The sequence below is a fragment of the Limnospira sp. PMC 1279.21 genome (assembly GCF_032349615.1).
Taxonomy (GTDB): domain Bacteria; phylum Cyanobacteriota; class Cyanobacteriia; order Cyanobacteriales; family Microcoleaceae; genus Limnospira; species Limnospira fusiformis.
Map to the genome: position 1 here is coordinate 1 of NZ_JARPLU010000053.1, position 21,909 is coordinate 21,909.

The following is a 21,909-nucleotide window of genomic DNA, read 5'->3' on the forward strand; positions in this document are numbered from 1 at the left end:
TAAGAGAATTCCCATCAAATGCCGACAGACACCTAGGGAGACCTCAACCGTTTGGATTAGCAGCACTCGCGCTGCTGCTGTCGGGTTAAGATTCCATCGGTCTGTATGGATGATTGATGTGGGTTTGTTGGTTAGCATGGTGTCATGTTAACCCATGGTGAACTAAATGTCAAAAGCTCTCAGGTCTTTCTCTCACACCGTTGCCAGCATCAAGATTCATATAGTGTTTGTCACCAAATACCGTCATCCCGTCATCTCTGGGGAGATAGAAGAGGACATGAGCGAACTTTGTCGGAGCATCTGCGAGAAGAATGATTGTCTCCTAGAAGAGGCGAAGGCAGATTTAGGGACTAATGACCATATTCATTTATTGGTTGACCTAGCTCTAATGGTCTCTATTTCTAAGCTCTGCAATACGATGAAGACCGTTACCAGCCGCGAAATCAGGAAGCGTTTTGTGCGACAATTGAAACCGTACTATGGTCGTCCGGTTTTTGGGAAGCGTGGATTTAGTGTCGTCTCGGCTGGTTGCGCCTCGTTGGATGTCCTCAAAGCTTACATAGAGGGGCAAGGCTACGATGATTGACCTGACCGATCCTTGACCCCCACCTGCTGACGCGAGGTGGGGGAATGCGTCGCTATTTTTGTTCAATGAAAAGGAGAGATTAGCAAATTGCCAAAAAATGAGCAAACCAGCTTCCGAGATTATCAAGAAGATGGTCATCTTTGGATCACGTTATTTGCTGGTGAATACTATCCAGATATCCTATCATTAGCCTGTGAACTTTATCAACCTGTACTGGTCACATTTGGTCATCTGTTAAAGTCGTCCCATTCTTCAACGGATCTATTTTTGGCAATTACACAAATCCAACCCGTTTGGATGCGGATACAACTTGGTCGAGTATTCAGAAAATATGTGAGTCCAGAAACACCTGTAGAAATGCTCAAAAAAAAATCAAATGCTGATCAAATATGTAATCGATTTGGCAAGGGATTTCGTTTAATTACAGAAGTTCAATCCCAATTTTTGTCGAGACCTATGCCTGATGAGGCTTTATGTGCCGTGCTTTGGGAATATAAGGAGCGTGGTAAAAAAGGATATGATCTAACAGAAAGGCTATTTAAAATCGTTCGTGAACAATATTCAAAACTGGAGATTATCGGCCCTCAACGTGCTGGCAAAGATGTAATATTAGGAGAATTTTTTGATAATTATCCTCGACCAAATCGCCCAGTAGACTTTGTTTTATTACATAATAATCAGCCAGTTGCTGTGGGTTTAGCTAGGTATGATTCAGACCGAGGTGGTACTCAAGAAGATGATCGAACAGGCCAGTATCGTGATTGTGCTAGTGAGATTCTGAAATATGCTCAAACTAATGGATTAAATCTTAAAGTCATATTCCTTAACGATGGCCCCGGCTTACTTCTGGGTTCAATGTGGCGAGATTATGCGGATCTTGAGGATGCTTGGTATGGTAAAGTTAAGGTGGTTACTCTCCGAATGTTTCCAGAACGCATAAACATCGAGTGGTTAGTATCATAACAGTTAATTTATGGCAATTGGAATACCTAAAAAAGATAAATTGCTTGACGATAATCAAGTTGAGCTGGTCTATGCCCATAAAAAATCATACCAGGAAATTATTAATAGTGATTTAGTCGAATATCAAAGTATTTATTCTCATGCTTCACCTAAAAGGTTATACTTTGGCGATAATTTAGATGTTCTTCGTTTACTGGCTACGGAACCCGAAATATGCGGGAGTATTAATTTAATCTATATAGACCCACCCTTTGCAACAGAAAGCCATTTTTTGTCACGAAAACAGTCGAAGGCTTATGATGATACCTTAACGGGTGCTATGTTCGTGGAATTTTTACGAGAACGTCTGATATGGCTGCATCAATTACTGTCAAATCATGGCTCAATTTATTTACATCTTGATGAAAAGATGATTTTTCATATCAAGCTAATAATGGATGAAATTTTTGGTGCTGAAAACTATCGAAATATGATAGTCAGACAAAAATGCAATCCCAAAAATTATACTCGTAGAACTTATGGGAAAACCGCAGATTTTATATTATTTTATACCAAGTCAGATACATATATATGGAATCAACCCAAAGTCCCCTTGTCGGAAAATAGTAAAAAGGAGTATCAATATATTGAACCAGAAACTGGTCGTCAATTTATGAAGGTTCCACTCCATGCACCAGGTGTGCGTCATGGTGAAACTGGGAAGCCTTGGCGGGGTAAAATGCCGCCTCCGGGTAAACATTGGCAATATCCCCCAAAGACTCTGGATGAAATGGACGCACGAGGTGAAATATTCTGGTCTAAAAATGGTAATCCTAGAAGGAAGGTTTATCTCAATGAACATTCAGGGGTGGGAGTTCAGGATATTTGGCTAGAGTTCCGGGATGCTTATAATCAAAATGTTAAAATTACGGGATATCCAACTGAAAAAAATCCTGATTTATTGAGAAGAATAATTGCGGCTTCATCGAATCCAGGAGATTTGATACTTGATGGTTTTGCCGGTTCGGGGACAAGTTTGGCGATCGCTGATGAAATGCAACGTAATTGGATTGGTGTAGATCATAGTATAGAAGCGTTTAAGACAATTTTAAATCGATTTGAACATGGTATTAAACCTATGGGTGATTTTGTCAAAAGTAGTGGGAGTAATTCAGAGGAAGTTTATATACAACCAACATTATTTGACCAAGGCGCTTCTGACCAATTAGATAATCGGGCTAAAAGATTAGATAATCAGGACACTAAAATCACGGATTTCTCAATTTTTGTACCTAGCCCCATCCCCGCACAAATTGAGGATATTGTGAAGACATGGCAGGGTAATGGATAATTATTCTGGTTAGATGGAATCAGGGTCATGGGAGATAATTTGCTATCACTAGAAAATTAATTAGTTTGGGTAAGACGATCGCGGTCATGGGGTTGATGTAGCTCCAGGTCAGGACCGAGGGGGATAATTCCGCCGGGGTTGAGGGGAAATAAATTGCCGTAATAGTCTCGTTTAATAACTTCTAAGTTGCAGGTTTCGGCGACTTCGGGAAGTTGATATATATCGCGCAAATAGGGGTAGAGATTTTGATAATCCACTAGGCGGCGACGGTGGCATTTAAACAGGCTATAATAAACGGTATCAAATCTAAAGAGGGTGGTAAATAATCGGACATCTGCCAAGGTAATGCGATCGCCACATAAATAACGGGAATTGGCTAGGGTTTTGTCGATTAAATCGAGGGTATCAAATAGCTGATTACAGGCGGTTTCATAGGCGGTCTGGGTTTGGGCAAAACCACAGCGATAGACACCATTATTAACATATTGATAAATTTGCTCATTCCAAGAGTCGATCGCTTCTTTTAAGGCGGGAGGATATAAATCTAGATCGGGGTATTTCGCGAACTGCTGAAACTCGGAATTTAACATAACAATAATTTCGGCGCTTTCATTATTGACGATCGCCTTTTGCTGCGTGTCCCACAAGAGGGGGACAGTAGCTCGCCCCTGATAACCCGGTTTAGCATTATGATAGAATTCAGGTAGGGTGTTAAATTCGACTTCTGGCTGGTCAAAAACCCACATTCCCGAGTCGGGGGAAGGAGAAACGATATTTATGGATATCGCAGAGGACAACCCCTTTAAAGCCCGGACAACTAGGGTTCTGTGGGCCCAAGGACAACCCCAGCCCACAATTAACTGATAGCGTCCCGCCTCTGGGGGATAGGCTGCTGTCCCTACCTGGTGGCGAAATTGGCTTTCGGGGCGGATATATTCCCCAGAAGAATTACGGGGGGCTAACTTTGACATCATCAACCGCCACATAGTAGTCCAGGCGAACTTTCCTAAACGGACGATCGCCCCTGGGGGGAGGGGGCTACCGCTTTTTTTGGTGGGAGTGGGAGTGGGGGCCATAATTAGTGAACAGGAATTGTTGTAGTGAGACTAATTTAACTATTATAACCAAGTTAGAGATTATGGAAAATAGCGATTGGTTAAAACAACTGAAAACCCATAAAGCGATCGCTGTAATTCGCCCCCCCAGTTGGGAACTAGGTTTACAAATGGCTGGGGCTGTTAGCCGGGGCGGTATTCGCTTAATTGAAATTACCTGGAATGGTGAAAAGGCACCGGAAATCATTAGTAAACTTAGGTCAGAGTTGCCGGATTGTTTAATTGGGACTGGCACAATTTTAACTGAGCAAAATTTACGGGATGCTGTCAATTGTGGCGCACAATTTATATTTTCTCCCCACATTAATTTATCATTAATTCAATTAGCACAAGCCAGGACAATTCCGATAATTCCGGGGGCTTTATCGCCGACGGAAATTGTGACTGCGTGGCAAAATGGGGCGAGTTGTGTTAAAGTTTTTCCGATTTCAGCGGTGGGAGGTGTTGATTATATTAAAAGTTTACAGGGTCCCCTAGGTCAAATACCCTTGATTCCTACTGGGGGAGTAACTTTAAACAATGCTATGAAGTTTATTCAAGGGGGGGCTATAGCGGTGGGATTATCAGGAGATTTATTCCCTAAACAGGCGATATCCCAGGGTAACTGGCAGGAAATTACTGGGCGCGCGCAACATTTAATAGATATCCTGAACTCTGGGGATAAATCAGAAAACGGGGACAAATCCCATGATTCAGAAGGGGTAAAATTCTTCTAAAATGGATTTAGTCATGCACAGACTCTAGGAAGGTGAAATCATGAAAAGTTCAATTCCATGGCGTAAGCTGGGACTATTGGTAGCGGGGCTGAGTCTAGGGGTAACACTGCTTTACGGGGACTCAACTCCGGTACAAGCCCAAGAATTTCATAACATGATAGCGCGGCGGATGTTGGATTTACAACAGTCTTCGGAACGTTGGATTCAAATTGATCTGACTCGCCAACGGTTGATCGCTTGGGAGGGAAATAAAGCCGTTTATGCGGTGATTGTTTCTACTGGAAAACCCTCAACTCCTACCCGTGTTGGTAATTTTAGGGTTCAAACTAAGTATCGTAGTACCCGTATGACTGGCCCTGGTTATGATGTGCCGGATGTTCCTTATACAATGTACTACGATGGCGGCATGGCAATTCATGGCGCTTATTGGCATAATATGTTTGGAACTCCAGTTAGCCACGGTTGCACAAATGTTGCTGTAGACCATGCTAGATGGCTGTTTGAGTGGGCATCAGTTGGCACACCTGTTATAGTACATGAGTAATAGGATTTACAAGCCTAAACGAACTTTGGCAATTGGTGATATTCACGGTTGTTCGGTGGCTTTTGATACCCTAATTAGGGCGATTAAACTGCAACCAAATGACCAGATTATCACCTTGGGTGACTATGTGGATCGCGGCCCAGACTCGAAGGGAATTATCGATCGCCTCATCGATTTACATGACCGAGGACAATTGATTGCTTTGCGGGGAAATCATGAAATTTTGATGTTGCGATCGCGTTCTTTGGGTTGGGATGCCTGGTATCATTGGCAGGCTTCTGGAGGGGAAGAAACTATCGCTTCTTATGGTCATAATGGCGGGTATAAGGCGATTAATTCTATCCCTGAAAAACACTGGTATTTTCTCGAAAAGGTGTGTCGAAATTGGTGGGAAAACCGATCGCATTTTTTTGTTCATGCTAATGTGTATCCCAATTTACCTTTAAATAAACAACCGGAAAGGATGCTATTTTGGCAATCATTTGATCATCCTTCTCCTCACTATTCTGGAAAAACTATGGTTTGCGGTCATACTACCCAAAAAACTGGTCAACCTCTTAATATTGGTCATGCTATCTGCATTGATACTTGGGTTTGTGGTCAGGGTTGGTTAACTTGTTTAGATGTCAATAGTGGCAGAATTTGGCAAGCTAATCAAAAGGGGGAAAAACAAACTGGCTGGATTGATGATTTTGAGATTCCCTACGTCCCGATTCGATTTAGGATGCGCCTAAATCGGCGTTAAAATAGTAGCAAAATATCTCAATTAATGTTTATGCGAATTTTGGCGATTGGTGATATTCATGGCTGTTCAAAAGCCTTTGATACTCTCATAGATATGGTAAGTATTCAACCAGATGACCGCGTGATTACTCTGGGGGATTATGTCGATCGCGGTCCTGACTCTAAGGGGGTAATTGATAGGTTAATTTATCTGTATAATCAGGGTCAGTTAATCCCTCTACGGGGAAATCATGAAATTATGATGTTAGCAGCGCGATCGCATCCTAACAGTTTAGATACCTGGAAAATTTGTGGCGGTCAACAAACTATATTATCTTACCAAAATTCATCCCGAAAAAAACCTAAAATTAACCATATTTTACCTGAACATTGGGAATTTGTCGAACAAACCTGTTTAGACTATTGGGAAGAAGAAACTCATTTTTTTGTTCATGCTAATGTTGCGCCCAATATCCCCCTATCTAAACAATCCAATCACCATTTATTTTGGGAAAAGTTTTATAGTGCTAAACCTCACTATTCTGGTAAAACTATGGTATGTGGTCATACTAGCCAGAAAAGCGGAAAACCTGTAAATTTTGGCTATGCAATTTGTCTTGATACACGGGTATATAGCCCTAAAGGGTGGCTAACTTGTTTGGATATCAACACAGGTAAAATTTGGCAAGCTAATCAACAGGGAAAACGACGGGAAAGCTGGATTGATGAATTTATATCTAGCCCCCGCCATTTTAATTATGCACCGTGACAGATAATCAGCCTAACCCCCTGGTGTCAGCTTAATTGGACGACTGTTTGATTATTTAATAGGGTTTGACTGGTCAATATATCCTCGACTGTAATTCGTAAAAAACGCTGTTCATCAATCTGAAATTGTACCCGAATACGATCGCTACCAGGATTTCCCGGAGGGGTTAATTTAGCAATACTGCGTCCGGTGTCAGTATCATTTAAAGGTTGGACAGTAGCTTTTCCAGTGTTGAGACTGCGAGTAACTAGGCGATCGCCATCAAAAAAGACTTCTGTTCCCCCAGTTTCGTCGCCTAATTCACCAATAACTAATTCAATACTGGGTTGATTTTCTAAGGAAGCGCCTAACAATAATTCTACCGCTTCTGTCATGGGGTAGGGTTGACCAGATTTAATAATTGGATGCCAATCATGACAATTATCCCGGCGATTCCAATAGCGAACACCATAGCTATGATAAAGAAAGTCCTCAATTTTAGTGCCTAAACTTAGTTGTAATGCACCATGAGAAATCGCCTCAAAGGGTTTTTCGCTGCGAATTTGACTAGGGTTAAAATATTGCTTTACCCAGTCTTGAACAGCCGGAATTTGTACAGTCCCCCCTACTAATAAAACCGCGTCAATATCCCCCACTTCTATCCCTTGGCGACGCGCCTGCTGTAAAACCTGACCCATGGCTTTATCTAGGTTCTCAAAAAATTGGTTTTGTGTCAAGATTTCATTGAAGCGATCGCGAGTCATTTCTAACTCGTAACTCTCGAAGGTTTCCTCATTAAAATAAACTTCACTGGCTTGGGTTTTTAGGGATAACTGAATTTTCAGCTTTTCGGCTAAACGGGTGGTTAAAGCATTTTTGACTAATCCCTGGGTTTGGGCGAAATCATCTACCAGCCAATAGTCGATATCTGAACCTCCTAAATTCTGACCTGATTTGGCGATAACTCTCGCGGTTTTGGCTTTTTGTCCAGAAGATTCCGCTAAGGATTTTTGACCCCATTTCAGAATAAAACCTAGGGGATTTTTGGCGGTCGTGGCATCTAAACGGACTAGGGATAAATCCAGGGTGCCACCACCAAAATCTATGACTAGCAATAATTGGCGATCGCCTAATCCATAACCCAACGCCGCCGCTGTCGGTTCATCTATCATCCTCACTTGTGGGACTTCCAAGGACTCGCAGATACGACCTAACCAGTTGCGATAGGTTTCAAAACTATCTACGGGTACTGTAAAAATTAGGGAATCTACCGTTAGGGGAATGTTGCTGATAGCGGCGATCGCATTTTTTAAAAACCATTCTCCGGCGGTTTCAAAGGTGATTATCTCACCGTCAATTTCTGGTAAAAATCCCTGAATATTACTACCAATTCCCCGTTTAAAGTTACGGAAAAAACGCGGATCGTTGGCTAAATCATAACCGCGATCGCGCACTTGTTGACCTAATAAAACTTGTTTTTCCTTGGCATTTTCTACATAAAGCAGACTAGGAATTAATGGGGGATTTTGGGCTGAAATTTGTGACAAACCAGGTAATTTTAGGGTTTCCGGTTGTTCAGTAACTGGGTTCCAACGGGAAATTACTGTGTTACTGGTTCCCAAATCGATCGCGATCGTCATTGGATACTATATCAATAATATTGGCCTATAGTATATTATAGGACAATCAACCCCTACAGATAATTGTTATCCCCTAACCCACCCTCACCAAACCATACAGACCAGTATGCGGTAGTAAAATGTGACATTTCTCTTGTAACCTTGTTACAATGCTGGGCAAAATTTGTAATGGGAGTCGAACCCAGAATACGCCCAGTATCCAACCATGTTTTTTTTGTTTGATGTTCCCAACTTACCGAGTTGGCGGTTCACACTCGCTTCTGAAGGTTTGGCTACCAACAATTATCCGGGTTTATTCAAGTCTCAATTAGATCGGTTGCCCAATTTAAAGCCTGAATTTTTGTATCTAGTTGTCGATGATTTTGGGCTAAACTATCGGTCAATTTTTGCACCTCAGCCACATTAATCGTAGTTAATACTTTCAGTTCTCCTCTGGTATAGCGATCGTAGCGTTCTGATGCTGCTTCAACTGCCGCTTTATAAACACTGCGCTTGAGTTTGAGTGTATCCCTTTCTGCTAAAGCATCTGATAGAGATTTTCCCTCTAATTGCGTGACTGAGTTAGTCCGATTGATTTGCTGAATTAAACGCAGCAGTTCAGCGCTTAGATTTTCTAACTCCCCCATTAAGTCTTGGGGATCTTCGGGAGGTTCTTCGCCTTCCTGAACTTTCAGAGTTCGCAACAACCGCTGTTGTAATTGAGCGATTCGCTTCTGCAGATCAGCGCGTAAAATTAAGGCTTCTGCTAATTTCACAACCATCACCTCCCCCAAATTAACGGTATATGGTTTAGGACATTTTCCGACAATACCCCCATTTTAAATCTAAAATCAATTTTTGTCAAGACTTAATTTTGCTCTCTAGCAGTCATGGTTACTGTGACAACCTCAAGCCCGACTGAACTCGCCATAAGCCGTTATAAACTCCCTGTTTTTCCAGCAATTCCTCATGTCTTCCCCACTCGACTAATTGACCATCTTCCATCACATAAATACAGTCAGCATTGCGGATAGTGGAAAGACGATGAGCGATCGCAATAGTAGTACGATTTTGGGTGATGTATTCCAGCGATCGCTGAATGGCTGCTTCCGTTTCATTATCTACCGCTGATGTCGCTTCATCTAATATCAAAATGGGGGGATTTTTCAAAACAGCACGAGCGATCGCAATTCGTTGTCGCTGTCCTCCCGATAGTTTCTGACCTCTTTCTCCCACAATCGTATCATATCCTAGGGGAAAACTATTGATAAAACCATCAGCCTCAGCCACTTTCGCGGCATTAACAATCTCATCAAAACTGGCATCAAAAGTGCCATAGGCGATATTTTCGGCTACAGTCCCATGAAACAGAAACACATCCTGACTGACTAAACCGATCGCTTTTCGTAAGTCCTCCAGTTTAATTTGTTGTAATTCTATGCCATCTATCAAAATGGTTCCTGACTGGATTTCATATAACCTTAATAACAGTTTGACCAACGTACTTTTACCAGACCCAGTAGCCCCGACAATAGCAATGGTATCTCCCGCAGGAATATATAGGGATAGGTTTTTAATGACTGGCATTTGAGGGTTATAGGAAAAAGTGATATTTTTAATGTCAATTTCTCCCCTAACTTCCTGACTATTTAAGGCAATATTTCCGGGGTGAGTAGCAATGGGGGTATCTAGTAAATTCATCACCCGATTGGTAGAAGCCATCGCCCGTTGATATTGGTCAAAAGTTTCTCCTAGGCGAGTTAAAGGCCACAGCAGACGCTGAGTAATAAACACCAAAACACTATAGCTGCCTACTGCTAACCGTCCTTCTATGGTTTGTAAACCGCCAACAATTAAGGTGGCAGTAAAACCAAAGAAAATCAAGAATCTAATCAGGGGAATAAAGGCGGCAGAAAAAGCGATCGCACGTCGATTAGCTAGTCTATAGCCTTGACTTTGCTTGCCAATTCTTTCCGCTTCATATTCTTCGGCGGTAAAACTTTTAATGGTGGTAATACCCGTCAAATTATTAGACAATTGACCATTCAGAAAACCAACTTTTTCGCGGACTTCTGCATAACGGGGCGCTAACCTTTTTTGAAACAGTATGGAACCCCCAACAATAAACGGCATCGGTAGCATAGCCAACCCAGCCACTTCGGGAGATATAATGAAAAAACCACCGCCGACAATTAATATTGTGGTCACTACTTGCAGAATTTCATTAGCCCCAACATCTAAAAATCTTTCCAGTTGATTAATGTCATCATTCAGGATAGACATTAAACTGCCGGTGCTGCGTTCTTCAAAATAGGATAACTCCAGATTTTGCAGGTGTCGATAAGCATCTAAACGCAGTTCATGTTGAATGGTTTGGGCGAGGTTACGCCACAGTAGTTTATAAATATATTCAAATAGGGATTCTAAACCCCAAATTATGCCACTGATAATCGATAAAACAATTAGTTGACTTTGGACATTTTCAATACCCCATCCGGCGATAAATGAGTCCTGTTCATTAACTACCACATCCACCGCCGCACCAATGAGAACCGGAGGCGCTAGGTCGAAGATTTTATTGAGAATTGAGCAAATACTGGCCTGCCAAATTTGCAGACGATAGCGATCGGCATATTCAAATAACCGCCTCAGAGGGGACTTAGAAATAGTAGGATTTTTGGTCACAATTTAAAGGTTGTTAAGTTTTGTAGAGATATGATAATTTTTTATTTTATGCACATAGCCAGCTTTTTGTCAAGGGTATCTGGGGATGGTCCAAATATTCTGGGATGTGGTAGTAGCCTAAAAAAAGGTGGGTTTTGGAGGTTTTGGGGGGAGGCAAAAGATTTATAAAGTGGGTTTTGTGGGTAATTTTATTAATCAGTTGATTATCTTGGTAAGCTGGGTTTAAATGGTAGGGCAATTATTAATCATTAGCCTTAGTGAAAATTGAGGGAGGATTGAATATTCAGTATATTTGATCACTGTTTATAGCTGGGTCTAAGTGATTTTTAATGCGATCGAATATTTATTTTTAGCAAATCATCATCAAGATTAATTGGATTGGCTTGCATAGCCTGGAGTGATTGAGATGAAATACCGTCAATTGGAAATCCAAGAAACGCTCGAAGACCTGAATTGTTTAATGTCTCAAACCATAGCAACTGAGGGGTTTGCGAAAGTTAAAGCACTTTATCTGCTCAAGTCTAATAAGGTTAGTAGTATTACTAAATTAGCGGTAGTATTAGGGGTGAACCGAATTACGATCCATCGCTGGTTAAATCGCTATAAACAAGGTGGAATAGATCGTTTAATTTTTAATGAATATAAAAAAGGACGTAGGCAAAAAATTCCCCCGGATGCGTTACAGGAACTCAAGTATAAGCTGACTCGCCAAGACTCTGGCTTTAAAACTTATTGTGATGTCCAAAGCTGGCTACAAGAAAAATATGGGTTACAAGTCTCATATAATGTGGTTTATGCTACTATTAGATATAGGCTCAATATGCAAATTTAGTCTGGCTAAATTGTGGAGAGCTGAAACTGGCAGTGCGGGCTTATCCTAGGGGGCTTTCATGAACAAATTGCCGATTCCGGTTTTCTTTGATAGTCATAAACTTGAGGAAGTGTGGAAAGTACCCTATCAGCAGCGGGAGAGAGAGGCACGGCTTTGGGCCAAAGAACATGACATTCAACCGGCAGCTAGGGATACTAAACGAATCGGTTTATTACTAATTGATGTTCAGAATACATTTTGTATTCCCGGATTTGAGTTATTTGTGAGGGGTGCGCTACAAGATAATCAACGATTATGTGAGTTTATTTATCGCCATTTGGGGAGGATTACTGAAATTATAGCCACCCTAGATACTCACACTGCTATGCAGATTTTTCATCCGATTTTTTGGGTGAATGATAGTGGTGAATATCCCGAACCGGGAAGGACTATTACTGATGAGGATATCGCTAAAGGTCGATGGCGGGTTAATCCAACGATCGCCCCAAATTTTAGGGGTTGGGATGAACAAACTTTAGCACAACACGCCCGCTATTATACCCATCAATTGACGGAAGGGGGGCGCTATCCTCTCACGATTTGGCCCTATCATGGTATGGTGGGCGGTATTAGTCATGCTTTAGTTTCAGGAGTAGAAGAAGCCCTATTTTTTCATAATATCGCCCGTTACAGTCAAACTCACCTAGAATTCAAAGGTCAACATCCCCTCACGGAAAATTATTCGGTTCTAAAGCCAGAGGTTTTAGTAGCTAGTAATGGCGTGAGTATTGGGAACAAAAATCAGGGACTAATTGAGAAACTGCTGAACTTTGATCTGCTATTTATTGCGGGTCAAGCTAAGAGTCACTGTGTCGCCTGGACTGTGGAGGATTTACTGACAGAAATTCAACATCGCGATCGCACTTTAGCGCAACGGGTTTATGTGTTAGAAGATTGTACTTCTCCGGTAATAGTTCCAGGTGTAGTCGATTTCACAGAAGCCGCAGAAGCCGCATTTCAAAGGTTTTCTGCCGCCGGAATTAATCTAGTTAAATCCACCGATGCGATCGCCTTATAATGGTTGTGCGGTGATAGCTTCCCAGAAGTGGAGAGAGAAGGCTTGAGGAGTAGCTGTAACCCGCATTTTTTGACCCCAACTGTAAACTTGAAAATCAATTAATTGGGGAGAATTAGTATCAGTGAAATCCATAGCACTGACCACCGCCACCCAATGACTAGGATAAGGTATTAAAGGCGGCTTATTTTTGAGTAAAGCCTCAGCATTTATCAAAGCCAACACCACCCCACCTTGGTCTAAAACAGCAGTGGCATTTTCCATAGCTTGGAGATGACCAAATAAATAAGGTTTGGTGAAATTAACATCAGCAAAGCCGAGAAGTTCCTGAGTCCATCCCACAATTTCCCAGGGCTTAGTAATTCCCGCCAAGTTACGGAGAATATCCGGCGCATTAGGCTCAATAGGAAGCCATAAATTTTGAGATTCTCGCAGGGTAGAAAGTAGCATCCAATCAGCTTGAGGCATCAGAAAGTTGCCGTGGGTATTTCGCAGACGTTCCGAGGCAGAAATCCAGGTATTTTTGAGGGTATGAAAGCCGCCGAGTTGAAACAAGTTACGGCAAATTTTGACATATTGTTGGGGGTGATGTCTAATCAGTTCAAAAATAATCACCGCCGGACCACAAAAAGGCTGTCCTCCCTGACTGAGACTAAAGGGGTTTTGAAGGCGCGATCGCATTTCACTAATCACCTGTTCCCGATCCAAGCCTAGCCAGACCCCAGGAACAGGAGAGGCCTCAAATTGAGCGATCGCATCCATAGCCATTTGTAACTGTTGAGGGTCTGGAAATACCTGCACCCGTCGTCTATCCTCCCTTACCGACACCAATCAAATATAATAAAGCCATCCTGACCGCAATACCGTTAGTAACTTGCTGAGAAATCAAACTGCGATCGGGATTATCCATCAACTCAGAACTAATTTCCACACCGCGATTAACCGGACCGGGATGGAGAATTTTGACATCAGGACGACATAACTTTAAGCGTTCTGTAGTCATCCCATAGAGTTGATGATACTCTCGCAGACTCGGCAATAAATAATTAGTCATCCGTTCTTTTTGCAAGCGCAAAGTCATGACAAAATCAGCATCAGCCAGAGCCTCATCTAAACTCCAATGTAAAAACAATTTTCCCGGGCGATCGCTACCCAACCCCGCAAACCATTTAGGTAGCAAAGTCGGCGGACCAGCTAAATGCAACTCCATTTCCGTAGCCGTCAAACTCCAGATATTAGACCGCGCCACCCGAGAATGCAAAATATCCCCAACCACCGCAATTTTCTTACCCCGCAATAAATCCAGGCGGGGATTTTCCGGGTCAAAAACCCGACAAATAGTAAACAAATCCAATAATCCCTGGGATGGGTGTTCATGTTGACCATCTCCCGCATTCAAAATCGCCACCTGAGTATTAAGGCGATCCATCTCCGAGGCGATCGCCAAAGGAACCCCCGCTTCACGATGTCGGATCACCATCATATCCGTTCCCATAGCCAAATAAGTTTTAGCCGTATCCAAGATAGTTTCACCCTTAGTCAGCGAAGAAGTCCCCGGCGCAAAATTCAACGTATCCGCCGACAGACGTTTCGCCGCCAATTCAAAACTATTGCGAGTCCGGGTCGAAGGTTCAAAGAACAAATTAGCCACCACCTGACCCTGTAAAGCCGGGACTTTTTTAGTCCTACGTCCGAGAACCTCCCGGAAACTAGCAGCAGTTTGCAAAACCGTATCATATTCAGCAGCAGTGAAATCAGCCAGAGATAGGATATGTCGGCGATTCCAGTTTGTCGTAACCATTTAGCCTCATTCAAGAAATATTTATCGATCGCGCCGGAGAACGGGGACAGGTGACTGCTATTCGGAGTCAAGCCTTTTAGCCTTGAATGATTAACTATACCCCATACCCATATACCAGCCATGATTAGTATCCAACATTTGTTACCCCCTGTTTTGACTACAGTGATGATTGTCGCCTTGACAAGCTGTAGTGTCCCCGTTGAGGAAAGTTCCGAAACCCCCATCAACCAACCCGACCCCCAAACCAGCAGCGCCCAAAGCAAACCAGAAACCCCTCCCGTGCCGCCGCCCCTAAAAGAACCCACCGTCCCCACAGCAAACACTATCCCAGTCACCCTTTATCAAGCCGACAGCACCTGTCAAAACCTAGTACCAAGAAGCATTACACTTCCGGCGGAACAGTCCCTAGAATTGGCAGTCAAGCAGGTTTTAGACAACCAGGAATCCGCCGACTTTTCCTTGGGGTATCGAATTATCCGCCATCAGCATACCATCACCATAGATTTTCGGGTTCCCAGCAATAGCCCCCGCGTGTTTACCTCCCTGTCCTCCTGTGAACAACTAGCGCTGTTCGGTAGTTTACGCCAAACCCTAACTAGCAACCCCGTTTGGCAAATCCAACAAGTCCACTTTACCAATAGGGGCCAGGAAATTGTACTGTAACTGTGACCCGTTGTATGGTATAATTGGATCCGACAAAAAACACCACTAACTTGGGGTTAACCAGTTGGTATCATTAACTACAGTTCCCGGACGGACTCAGCCCCTTATCATCAGAGGTGTTAGAGCAGTTGGGGCTACAATTTGTGCTATTTGATTCTTACGATCCAGGTGATTTCTACGATGAACTATTTGCCTCTCCAGGGGAACCGAGACCCGAAGGCAAACTGTTAATAGATAGGCTTAATTCCCTGTCCCCAGAAGAAATTAGGATGCGACAACAGGCGGCGAAAACCGCCATGATGAAACTAGGGGCAACGTTTAACGTTTATAGCGATAGTGAGGGGACCGAGAGGATTTTGCCCTTTGATATGATTCCTCGTATTGTTTCCGCGCAGGAATGGGCGTATTTAGAACGAGGACTAATCCAGAGAATTCAGGCTCTCAATTTGTTTATATCTGACATTTACAGTGATCAGAAAATAGTCAAAGATGGTGTGATTCCTGAAGATTTGATTAACTCATCTAAAGGCTTTCTTAAACCCTGTATGGGAATTGAAGCCCCTAAAAATATTTGGTGTCATATCACGGGGACGGATTTAGTACGCGATCGCGATGGTCAATGGTATGTTTTAGAAGATAACCTACGCTGTCCCTCTGGGGTTTCCTATGTTCTGGAAAACCGCCGGGTAATGAAAAGCACCTTTCCCCAAATCTTCGCTACCCTAGGGATTCAACCCGTTGATGAATATCCCAGTCATCTCCTAGATACCCTGCTGAATTTAGCCCCTTCCCACATCGATGACCCGACCGTGGTGGTTCTGACTCCGGGGATTTATAATTCTGCCTATTTTGAACATTCTTTCCTCGCCCAACAAATGGGAGTAGAATTGGTGGAAGGACGGGATTTGGTGATAGCAGATGGTTATGTGCAAATGCGAACCACAAAAGGTTTACGGCGGGTTGATGTCATTTACCGCCGCATTGATGATACCTTTATTGACCCCCTGACCTTTAATCCTGAATCACTTTTAGGAGTTCCTGGTATCACTGAGGTCTATCGCAATGGTCGCGTCGCGCTGGCTAATGCTTTGGGTACCGGTGTCGCTGATGATAAGGTAATTTATGCCTATGTCCCCCAGATGATTCGCTACTATCTGGGAGAAGATCAGATTTTGGCTAATGTTCCTACTTACCTATGTTGGGAACCTCAGCAACTTGAATATGTGGTGGCTAACCTTGATAAATTAGTCGTTAAAGCCGCTAACGAAGCTGGTGGCTATGGGATGCTAGTTGGGACTCAAGCCACAGAAGAAGAACGACTAGAGTTTGCTGGACGCATTAAGGCGAACCCCCGCAATTATATCGCTCAACCTACCCTTTCTTTATCCCGCGTTCCTACCCTGCTAGGCGATAGCTTTGAGGGATGTCATGTCGATTTACGACCCTATATCCTTTACGGTCCTCAAGGGGTTTATGTTCATCCAGGCGGCTTGACCCGCGTGGCTATGAAAAAAGGTTCTTTGGTGGTGAACTCTTCCCAAGGGGGCGGCAGTAAGGATACTTGGGTTTTATTCTAATCTTGGCGGTAACTTTGTTAGCCACAATTGTCGTTACATTTTGAGTCGAAAAAACTATGCTCAGTCGTGTTGCTGATTCTATCTATTGGCTGAATTGCTATATAGAAAGGGCCGAAAATATTGCCCGGTTTGTTGATGTTAACCAAAATTTGTTGTTGGATTCTCCCTCGGGAATGAAGCAACAATGGCGACCTTTGGTGTTAACTACTGGGGATTTAGAACTGTTTAAAGAACGCTACGGAGAGGCGACCGCTGAAAATGTGATTCAATTCCTGACTTTTGATAATCAGTATCCTAACTCGATTTTATCTTGTCTGCGGTTGGCGCGACAAAATGCGCGCTCTGTCCGGGAAATTATTTCCTCGGAAATGTGGGAACAGGTCAATGAGTTCTATATGATGGTGCGCGATGCTGCTATGGGAGATAGTTCCTATTATTTGCCAGAGTTTTTTAATCAGGTGAAGCAGCAAGCCCATTTATTTGCTGGGGTTATGGATGCGACTATGACTCACAATGAGGGCTGGCATTTTGGACGTATGGCCAGAATGCTAGAAAGGGCTGATAAAACTTCTCGGATTCTGGATGTTAAGTATTTTATTTTGCTGCCTTCTGTGGAGGATGTCGGAACTACATTAGATGAAATTCAGTGGATCGCTTTGCTGAAATCTGCTAGTGCTTATGAGATGTATCGTAAACGCAGACAACACCGGATTACCCCTTTTGGTGTGGTAGAATTTTTGATTTTGGATCGGGAATTTCCGCGCTCGATTCAGTATTGCATACTACAGGCAGAGCGATCGCTTCAACATATTACCGGAACTAGACCGGGAACTTGGAAAAATCCTGTAGACCTGGAGTTGGGACGTTTGCGATCGGAGTTGGACTATATCATGATTGATGAGATTATGAATCGAGGATTACATGAATTTCTCGATAATTTGCAAACCCGGGTTAATGGGATTCAAGAGAGAATGTTTGAAACATTTTTTGCCCTGGAACCTATACCGGAGACAGTCAGTCAAAGTCAAGTAGGTTGACATTGACATAAGTATTCCTCTCTCCTTCCCCACCTATTCCTACTAACTGGTAGGTGGGGTGCGGCTGTACCTCGTCAGCCCTATTGCTCGTTGAAATACCCCGGACACAGTGATGATTTATCAGATTGCTCATACCACTACATACACTTATACTAAGTATGTAGAATTAACCCCCCATATCGTCAGGTTACGACCCCGTTCAGATGCCTTTCAGACTCTACAGGATTTTGCTATTGATGTGGTTCCCGAACCTAAAGGAATTTCGGCAATTGTTGACCTCAATGGTAATGATGTCCTGAAATTGTGGTTTGATGAACCGACGAAAGAATTAAAGATTAAAGTCAGTTCCCAAGTAGAAACTCATTGTCATAACCCCTTTAACTATTTGCTGGAACCTTGGGCGATGAAATTGCCGATCGCTGACTATCCCGCACCGATTTTAAGGCATTTACAGCCTTATATAGAAGGCAGAGTTGACCCGGCGGCTGTGCAATTGGCCCAAGAAATTTGGCATGGTTCCCGGGGGGAGATTCTCACGTTTTTAAGTGATTTAAATCAACGCATTTATCGGACTTGTCGCTATACTATTCGGGAAACTGGGGCGGCTTTCCCCCCTGGGATTACTTGGAGACAGCAAGCGGGTTCCTGTCGAGATCTGACGGTTTTGTTTATGGAGGCTTGTCGGGCCATGGGTTTGGCCACTCGGTTTGTTAGTGGCTACCAGGAAGGGGACCTAAATAATAGCGATCGCCATCTTCACGCCTGGGCTGAGGTTTATCTTCCGGGGGGGGGATGGCGGGGTTATGACCCGACTCAGAATTTAGCTATCAGCGATCGCAATATCGCCCTGGTTTCTAGTGCTATTCCTGAATATGCTAGTCCCATAAACGGCAGTTTTCGAGGGCGAGGAGCATATTCTCAGATGAAATATGATTTATCCATTGAAAAACTCTGTTGATTAAGTATCTTAGCGGTCACATCAACAACCGATACCACTGCTATACTAGATAAGGAATTCAATTGTCCTGAACTTTTCCATCCTTTTCGCCTCTAAATGGGCATCAGATACCATAGCCATCACCTGAAAATCCTGAACTTATTGCGATCGACAGAATCAGTGGAATAGAAGATGCTAATCATATAGCCTGTATGTTGAGTCACTATAATTCTGCAAATGAGGGTGAAAATATGAAAACTGTTTTAGTAGTTGAAGATAATCCGATTAATTGGCAGATATTTAAAAGAATTATCACCCGTAAAGGTGGGATGCTTGCCTGTCATACTGAGGATGTGGAAACTGTGATCAATATGGCAACCTCTAAACAAGCTGATCTGATTTTGATGGATATTTATCTAAACAATAGTTATTATGAGGGTCAACCCATTGATGGCATTAAAATTACCCAAATGCTCAAAGCTAATCCTGAAACTGCTAATTTACCAGTGATTTTGGTGACCGCCCAAGGGGATGAAAGCGATCGCGAATATTTCTTAGCCCAAAGTGGCGCTGATGGTTACATCCCCAAACCTATTATAGATCATCAAGCCTTTATTGACCAAATTAAAGCCAAAATCGCGGGGGATGTCCTAGCCGAAAATGACCCCAAATAGAGGTCGCCAAATACTCCATTAATCCACCTGTTGAGCATTACGAATAGCCGTATCCGGTAAAATGCTAGGGGGTGGAGAAATCTCGATCGCCTGTATATTTTCCATGGGAATTACTAACAAACGATCCTCCAACTCTATAATAATTTCATGGGAACCCAAAATCTGTTGCAGAGGACTGACAGCGCTACCCTGCAAAGTTTGCTGAGGCATAAACTCAAACTCGTAGGACTCCCCATTAATATAATGAACCGTTAAGGAAATCGGAGTTAATTTACTCATTGACGACGTGCTTCTAACTGTTCATAAACTTTCCGTAAATCCACCTGATGATAAGCCAGAGCCACCAGGGAATGATAAAATAAATCGGCTACTTCTGAGGCGATCGCCTGCGGCTCATCATCCTTACAAGCCATAACTACTTCCGCCGCCTCTTCTCCGATTTTCTTGAGAATCTTATTATCTCCCCCGGCGAATAACTGACAGGTATAGGATTGGGAATTTGGATGATCTCGGCGATCGCAAATTACCCGAAACAAACCCGCCAAGGTATGTCCACCAGAGCCATTTAACTCCGAGGGACAATAGGCAACCCCAGCCACCAGAAAATTGCCCCGGTAGTCATAGCTAATGGACTCCAGTATAATATCAGGATGCCAAAGTTCAATCTGTGACTGTTGAACCCACCACAGTTGTTGAGTCGCGAGGGTTTTCTGTAGTGCTTCCCGGTTCATCGACCCCAAAGCCAAAACCCCACCATTTAAGATATCCTGAATGGCGATCGCTACCAGGCCCTGATCATCGTAACGAATTTTATCAATATCAATCAGATTCCCCAATTCTGGGGGTTTCCCGGCTGCCATAACTCCACTAAATTTCATAAAAAACACCACTACTGTTTAGAATATCATTTTGTGTCTCACCGTTAGCAAATTTGGCACCACAGCATCCAAACATATTAAGCATAAGGAGATTAAAGTGGTAAGCACCCCATTAAAAACAACAAAATCGGAGGAAATCTTCAGCGCCGCCCAAAAAATCATGCCAGGGGGGGTTAGCTCCCCAGTGCGTGCATTCAAATCCGTTGGCGGTCAACCCATAGTTTTCGATCGCGTCAAAGGAGCATACGTTTGGGACGTTGACGGGAACCAATATATTGACTATGTTGGCACTTGGGGGCCAGCTATTTGCGGTCATGCTCACCCAGAAGTAATCGCCGCTCTCCACGAAGCGCTAGAAAAAGGGACCAGTTTCGGCGCACCCTGCGCCCTAGAAAACGTTTTAGCGGAAATGGTGATCGACGCTGTTCCCAGCATCGAAATGGTAAGGTTTGTCAACTCTGGTACGGAAGCCTGTATGTCCGTACTGCGACTAATGCGAGCCTTTACGGGTCGCGAAAAAATCATCAAATTTGAGGGCTGCTACCACGGCCACGCGGATATGTTCCTAGTCAAAGCCGGATCGGGTGTGGCGACTCTCGGCTTACCCGATTCTCCCGGCGTACCTAAAAACGTGACTGTAAACACTCTCAACGCCCCCTACAATGACCTAGAAGCGGTCAAAAAACTATTTTCGGAAAATCCAGGTCAAATCGCAGGTATCATCCTAGAAGCCGTTGTAGGCAACTCTGGCTTTATTCCTCCTGATGCGGGTTTCCTGGAAGGTTTGCGGATGCTGACCGAGGAAAATGGCGCTTTACTGGTATTTGATGAGGTGATGACTGGCTTCCGCATTGCTTACGGTGGCGCTCAAGAAAAATTTGGTGTTACCCCAGATTTAACTACTTTGGGTAAAATTATCGGTGGTGGCTTACCTGTGGGAGCCTATGGCGGTCGTCAGGATATTATGGCTATGGTCGCGCCAGCAGGTCCCATGTACCAAGCGGGAACCCTATCAGGAAATCCCCTAGCCATGACGGCGGGAATTAAGACTCTGGAACTATTGCAAAAGCCGGGGACTTATGAATATCTCGACCAAATTACCAAAAAGCTGAGTAATGGCTTATTGGAAATTGCTAAAGAAACAGGTCATGCAGCCTGTGGTGGCCAAATTAGCGCGATGTTTGGGTTCTTTTTTACGGAGGGACCTGTTCATAATTATGATCATGCTAAAAAGTCTGATTTGGCGAAGTTTGGTCGCTTCCATCGAGGTATGTTAGAACGGGGTATTTATTTGGCTCCTTCACAATTTGAGGCTGGTTTTACTTCTTTTGTGCATACTGAGGAAGATATTGATCAAACTCTGGCGGCGGCGCGGGAAGTTTTATCTGGTCTGTAGATAATTCTGACAGTCAAGAACTGGGTTTTTT

Annotated in this window: 23 protein-coding genes; 15 read left to right on the forward strand and 8 right to left on the reverse strand. The window is 43.4% G+C overall.

What is annotated here, in order from left to right; all coding sequences use genetic code 11:
* The first annotated feature begins 166 nt into the window (after nucleotides 1-166).
* The 3 genes from tnpA (at nucleotide 167) to P5683_RS10375 (ending at nucleotide 2,879) form a co-directional block, all read left to right on the forward strand.
* Nucleotides 167-586: an IS200/IS605 family transposase gene (gene tnpA / locus P5683_RS10365; protein ID WP_006669042.1), complete on the forward strand. Its 420-nt coding sequence runs from the start codon at nucleotides 167-169 to the stop codon at nucleotides 584-586.
* Between the two features lie 87 nt (nucleotides 587-673).
* Entirely contained in the window at nucleotides 674-1,549 is an 876-nt protein-coding gene (locus P5683_RS10370) for a hypothetical protein (protein WP_006626058.1), read from the forward strand.
* A gap of 10 nt (nucleotides 1,550-1,559) precedes the next feature.
* Nucleotides 1,560-2,879, forward strand: a complete 1,320-nt coding sequence (locus P5683_RS10375; RefSeq protein ID WP_006626057.1) for a site-specific DNA-methyltransferase — start codon at nucleotides 1,560-1,562, stop codon at nucleotides 2,877-2,879.
* A 56-nt stretch (nucleotides 2,880-2,935) separates the two neighbouring features.
* On the opposite strand, the gene P5683_RS10380 is transcribed toward P5683_RS10375, so the two are convergent.
* Nucleotides 2,936-3,955, reverse strand: coding sequence for a glutathione S-transferase family protein (locus P5683_RS10380; RefSeq protein ID WP_006669041.1), 1,020 nt, complete (start codon nucleotides 3,953-3,955; stop codon nucleotides 2,936-2,938).
* A 62-nt stretch (nucleotides 3,956-4,017) separates the two neighbouring features.
* Between P5683_RS10380 and P5683_RS10385 the strand changes: the two genes are divergently transcribed.
* From P5683_RS10385 to P5683_RS10400, 4 genes are read left to right on the forward strand one after another with little or no spacing between them, the layout of a single operon-like run.
* The gene (locus P5683_RS10385) at nucleotides 4,018-4,710 is read left to right on the forward strand and encodes a bifunctional 4-hydroxy-2-oxoglutarate aldolase/2-dehydro-3-deoxy-phosphogluconate aldolase (RefSeq protein WP_006626055.1); all 693 of its coding nucleotides are present in this window, start codon (nucleotides 4,018-4,020) and stop codon (nucleotides 4,708-4,710) included.
* A gap of 40 nt (nucleotides 4,711-4,750) precedes the next feature.
* Nucleotides 4,751-5,254 carry a L,D-transpeptidase gene (locus tag P5683_RS10390; RefSeq protein ID WP_006669039.1) on the forward strand — a complete coding sequence of 168 codons (504 nt, stop codon included), beginning with the start codon at nucleotides 4,751-4,753 and terminating at the stop codon, nucleotides 5,252-5,254.
* On the forward strand, nucleotides 5,247-5,999 hold the full coding sequence (locus P5683_RS10395) for a metallophosphoesterase family protein (protein WP_006626053.1): 753 nt from the start codon (nucleotides 5,247-5,249) through the stop codon (nucleotides 5,997-5,999). Before P5683_RS10390 ends, P5683_RS10395 begins: the two co-directional genes overlap by 8 nt.
* A 24-nt stretch (nucleotides 6,000-6,023) precedes the next feature.
* A complete protein-coding gene (locus P5683_RS10400) occupies nucleotides 6,024-6,746 on the forward strand; it encodes a metallophosphoesterase family protein (RefSeq protein WP_006626052.1) in 723 nt (240 codons plus the stop codon).
* 26 nt (nucleotides 6,747-6,772) lie between these two features.
* Here P5683_RS10400 and P5683_RS10405 read toward each other — a convergent pair whose 3' ends face one another.
* The 3 genes from P5683_RS10405 to P5683_RS10415 all read right to left on the reverse strand — a co-directional run bounded on the left by P5683_RS10405 (nucleotide 6,773) and on the right by P5683_RS10415 (nucleotide 11,029).
* Nucleotides 6,773-8,365 (reverse strand): Hsp70 family protein, encoded by a 1,593-nt coding sequence (locus P5683_RS10405; protein WP_006626051.1) that lies wholly within the window; start codon nucleotides 8,363-8,365, stop codon nucleotides 6,773-6,775.
* A gap of 296 nt (nucleotides 8,366-8,661) precedes the next feature.
* Nucleotides 8,662-9,126, reverse strand: a complete 465-nt coding sequence (locus P5683_RS10410; protein ID WP_006619497.1) for a DIP1984 family protein — start codon at nucleotides 9,124-9,126, stop codon at nucleotides 8,662-8,664.
* A 112-nt stretch (nucleotides 9,127-9,238) separates the two neighbouring features.
* Nucleotides 9,239-11,029, reverse strand: coding sequence for an ABC transporter ATP-binding protein (locus P5683_RS10415; protein WP_006626049.1), 1,791 nt, complete (start codon nucleotides 11,027-11,029; stop codon nucleotides 9,239-9,241).
* A 406-nt stretch (nucleotides 11,030-11,435) separates the two neighbouring features.
* Here P5683_RS10415 and P5683_RS10420 point away from each other — a divergent pair, with 406 nt between their 5' ends.
* Nucleotides 11,436-11,861: a helix-turn-helix domain-containing protein gene (locus P5683_RS10420; protein ID WP_006669038.1), complete on the forward strand. Its 426-nt coding sequence runs from the start codon at nucleotides 11,436-11,438 to the stop codon at nucleotides 11,859-11,861.
* Between the two features lie 58 nt (nucleotides 11,862-11,919).
* Nucleotides 11,920-12,918, forward strand: a complete 999-nt coding sequence (locus P5683_RS10425; protein ID WP_006626046.1) for an isochorismatase — start codon at nucleotides 11,920-11,922, stop codon at nucleotides 12,916-12,918.
* Here P5683_RS10425 and P5683_RS10430 read toward each other — a convergent pair.
* Nucleotides 12,913-13,743, reverse strand: a complete 831-nt coding sequence (locus P5683_RS10430; RefSeq protein ID WP_315639796.1) for a hypothetical protein — start codon at nucleotides 13,741-13,743, stop codon at nucleotides 12,913-12,915. The two genes, P5683_RS10425 and P5683_RS10430, sit on opposite strands and share 6 nt — an antisense overlap.
* On the reverse strand, nucleotides 13,724-14,716 hold the full coding sequence (locus P5683_RS10435) for an aspartate carbamoyltransferase catalytic subunit (protein WP_006626044.1): 993 nt from the start codon (nucleotides 14,714-14,716) through the stop codon (nucleotides 13,724-13,726). The genes P5683_RS10430 and P5683_RS10435 overlap by 20 nt, the downstream gene beginning before the upstream one ends.
* A 120-nt stretch (nucleotides 14,717-14,836) precedes the next feature.
* Between P5683_RS10435 and P5683_RS10440 the strand changes: the two genes are divergently transcribed.
* The 5 genes from P5683_RS10440 (at nucleotide 14,837) to P5683_RS10460 (ending at nucleotide 19,604) form a co-directional block, all read left to right on the forward strand.
* Nucleotides 14,837-15,379, forward strand: a complete 543-nt coding sequence (locus tag P5683_RS10440) for a hypothetical protein (protein WP_006626043.1) — start codon at nucleotides 14,837-14,839, stop codon at nucleotides 15,377-15,379.
* A 143-nt stretch (nucleotides 15,380-15,522) separates the two neighbouring features.
* Nucleotides 15,523-16,956 carry a circularly permuted type 2 ATP-grasp protein gene (locus tag P5683_RS10445; protein ID WP_035760220.1) on the forward strand — a complete coding sequence of 478 codons (1,434 nt, stop codon included), beginning with the start codon at nucleotides 15,523-15,525 and terminating at the stop codon, nucleotides 16,954-16,956.
* A 56-nt stretch (nucleotides 16,957-17,012) separates the two neighbouring features.
* On the forward strand, nucleotides 17,013-17,993 hold the full coding sequence (locus P5683_RS10450; protein ID WP_006626041.1) for an alpha-E domain-containing protein: 981 nt from the start codon (nucleotides 17,013-17,015) through the stop codon (nucleotides 17,991-17,993).
* Between the two features lie 112 nt (nucleotides 17,994-18,105).
* The gene (locus tag P5683_RS10455) at nucleotides 18,106-18,951 is read left to right on the forward strand and encodes a transglutaminase family protein (protein ID WP_046321728.1); all 846 of its coding nucleotides are present in this window, start codon (nucleotides 18,106-18,108) and stop codon (nucleotides 18,949-18,951) included.
* A 230-nt stretch (nucleotides 18,952-19,181) separates the two neighbouring features.
* Nucleotides 19,182-19,604 carry a response regulator gene (locus P5683_RS10460; protein WP_006669035.1) on the forward strand — a complete coding sequence of 141 codons (423 nt, stop codon included), beginning with the start codon at nucleotides 19,182-19,184 and terminating at the stop codon, nucleotides 19,602-19,604.
* Between the two features lie 18 nt (nucleotides 19,605-19,622).
* Here P5683_RS10460 and P5683_RS10465 read toward each other — a convergent pair whose 3' ends face one another.
* Nucleotides 19,623-19,883 carry a hypothetical protein gene (locus P5683_RS10465; RefSeq protein ID WP_006626038.1) on the reverse strand — a complete coding sequence of 87 codons (261 nt, stop codon included), beginning with the start codon at nucleotides 19,881-19,883 and terminating at the stop codon, nucleotides 19,623-19,625.
* Nucleotides 19,880-20,482, reverse strand: a complete 603-nt coding sequence (gene hisE / locus P5683_RS10470) for a phosphoribosyl-ATP diphosphatase (protein WP_081593251.1) — start codon at nucleotides 20,480-20,482, stop codon at nucleotides 19,880-19,882. The genes P5683_RS10465 and hisE overlap by 4 nt, the downstream gene beginning before the upstream one ends.
* Before the next feature lie 97 nt (nucleotides 20,483-20,579).
* Between hisE and hemL the strand changes: the two genes are divergently transcribed.
* Entirely contained in the window at nucleotides 20,580-21,878 is a 1,299-nt protein-coding gene (gene hemL / locus P5683_RS10475) for a glutamate-1-semialdehyde 2,1-aminomutase (RefSeq protein WP_006669033.1), read from the forward strand.
* Nucleotides 21,879-21,909 lie beyond the last annotated feature (31 nt).

Coding starts and splice junctions, on each gene's coding strand:
- P5683_RS10380 (WP_006669041.1), bottom strand. CDS start 3,955: ATGGCCCCCACTCCCACTCCCACCAAAAAAAGCGGTAGCCCCCTCCCC.
- P5683_RS10465 (WP_006626038.1), bottom strand. CDS start 19,883: ATGAGTAAATTAACTCCGATTTCCTTAACGGTTCATTATATTAATGGG.
- P5683_RS10425 (WP_006626046.1), top strand. CDS start 11,920: ATGAACAAATTGCCGATTCCGGTTTTCTTTGATAGTCATAAACTTGAG.
- P5683_RS10450 (WP_006626041.1), top strand. CDS start 17,013: ATGCTCAGTCGTGTTGCTGATTCTATCTATTGGCTGAATTGCTATATA.
- P5683_RS10435 (WP_006626044.1), bottom strand. CDS start 14,716: ATGGTTACGACAAACTGGAATCGCCGACATATCCTATCTCTGGCTGAT.
- P5683_RS10455 (WP_046321728.1), top strand. CDS start 18,106: ATGATTTATCAGATTGCTCATACCACTACATACACTTATACTAAGTAT.
- P5683_RS10375 (WP_006626057.1), top strand. CDS start 1,560: ATGGCAATTGGAATACCTAAAAAAGATAAATTGCTTGACGATAATCAA.
- tnpA (WP_006669042.1), top strand. CDS start 167: ATGTCAAAAGCTCTCAGGTCTTTCTCTCACACCGTTGCCAGCATCAAG.
- P5683_RS10440 (WP_006626043.1), top strand. CDS start 14,837: ATGATTAGTATCCAACATTTGTTACCCCCTGTTTTGACTACAGTGATG.
- hisE (WP_081593251.1), bottom strand. CDS start 20,482: ATGAAATTTAGTGGAGTTATGGCAGCCGGGAAACCCCCAGAATTGGGG.
- P5683_RS10420 (WP_006669038.1), top strand. CDS start 11,436: ATGAAATACCGTCAATTGGAAATCCAAGAAACGCTCGAAGACCTGAAT.
- P5683_RS10405 (WP_006626051.1), bottom strand. CDS start 8,365: ATGACGATCGCGATCGATTTGGGAACCAGTAACACAGTAATTTCCCGT.
- P5683_RS10410 (WP_006619497.1), bottom strand. CDS start 9,126: ATGGTTGTGAAATTAGCAGAAGCCTTAATTTTACGCGCTGATCTGCAG.
- P5683_RS10400 (WP_006626052.1), top strand. CDS start 6,024: ATGTTTATGCGAATTTTGGCGATTGGTGATATTCATGGCTGTTCAAAA.
- P5683_RS10390 (WP_006669039.1), top strand. CDS start 4,751: ATGAAAAGTTCAATTCCATGGCGTAAGCTGGGACTATTGGTAGCGGGG.
- P5683_RS10395 (WP_006626053.1), top strand. CDS start 5,247: ATGAGTAATAGGATTTACAAGCCTAAACGAACTTTGGCAATTGGTGAT.
- P5683_RS10385 (WP_006626055.1), top strand. CDS start 4,018: ATGGAAAATAGCGATTGGTTAAAACAACTGAAAACCCATAAAGCGATC.
- P5683_RS10460 (WP_006669035.1), top strand. CDS start 19,182: ATGAAAACTGTTTTAGTAGTTGAAGATAATCCGATTAATTGGCAGATA.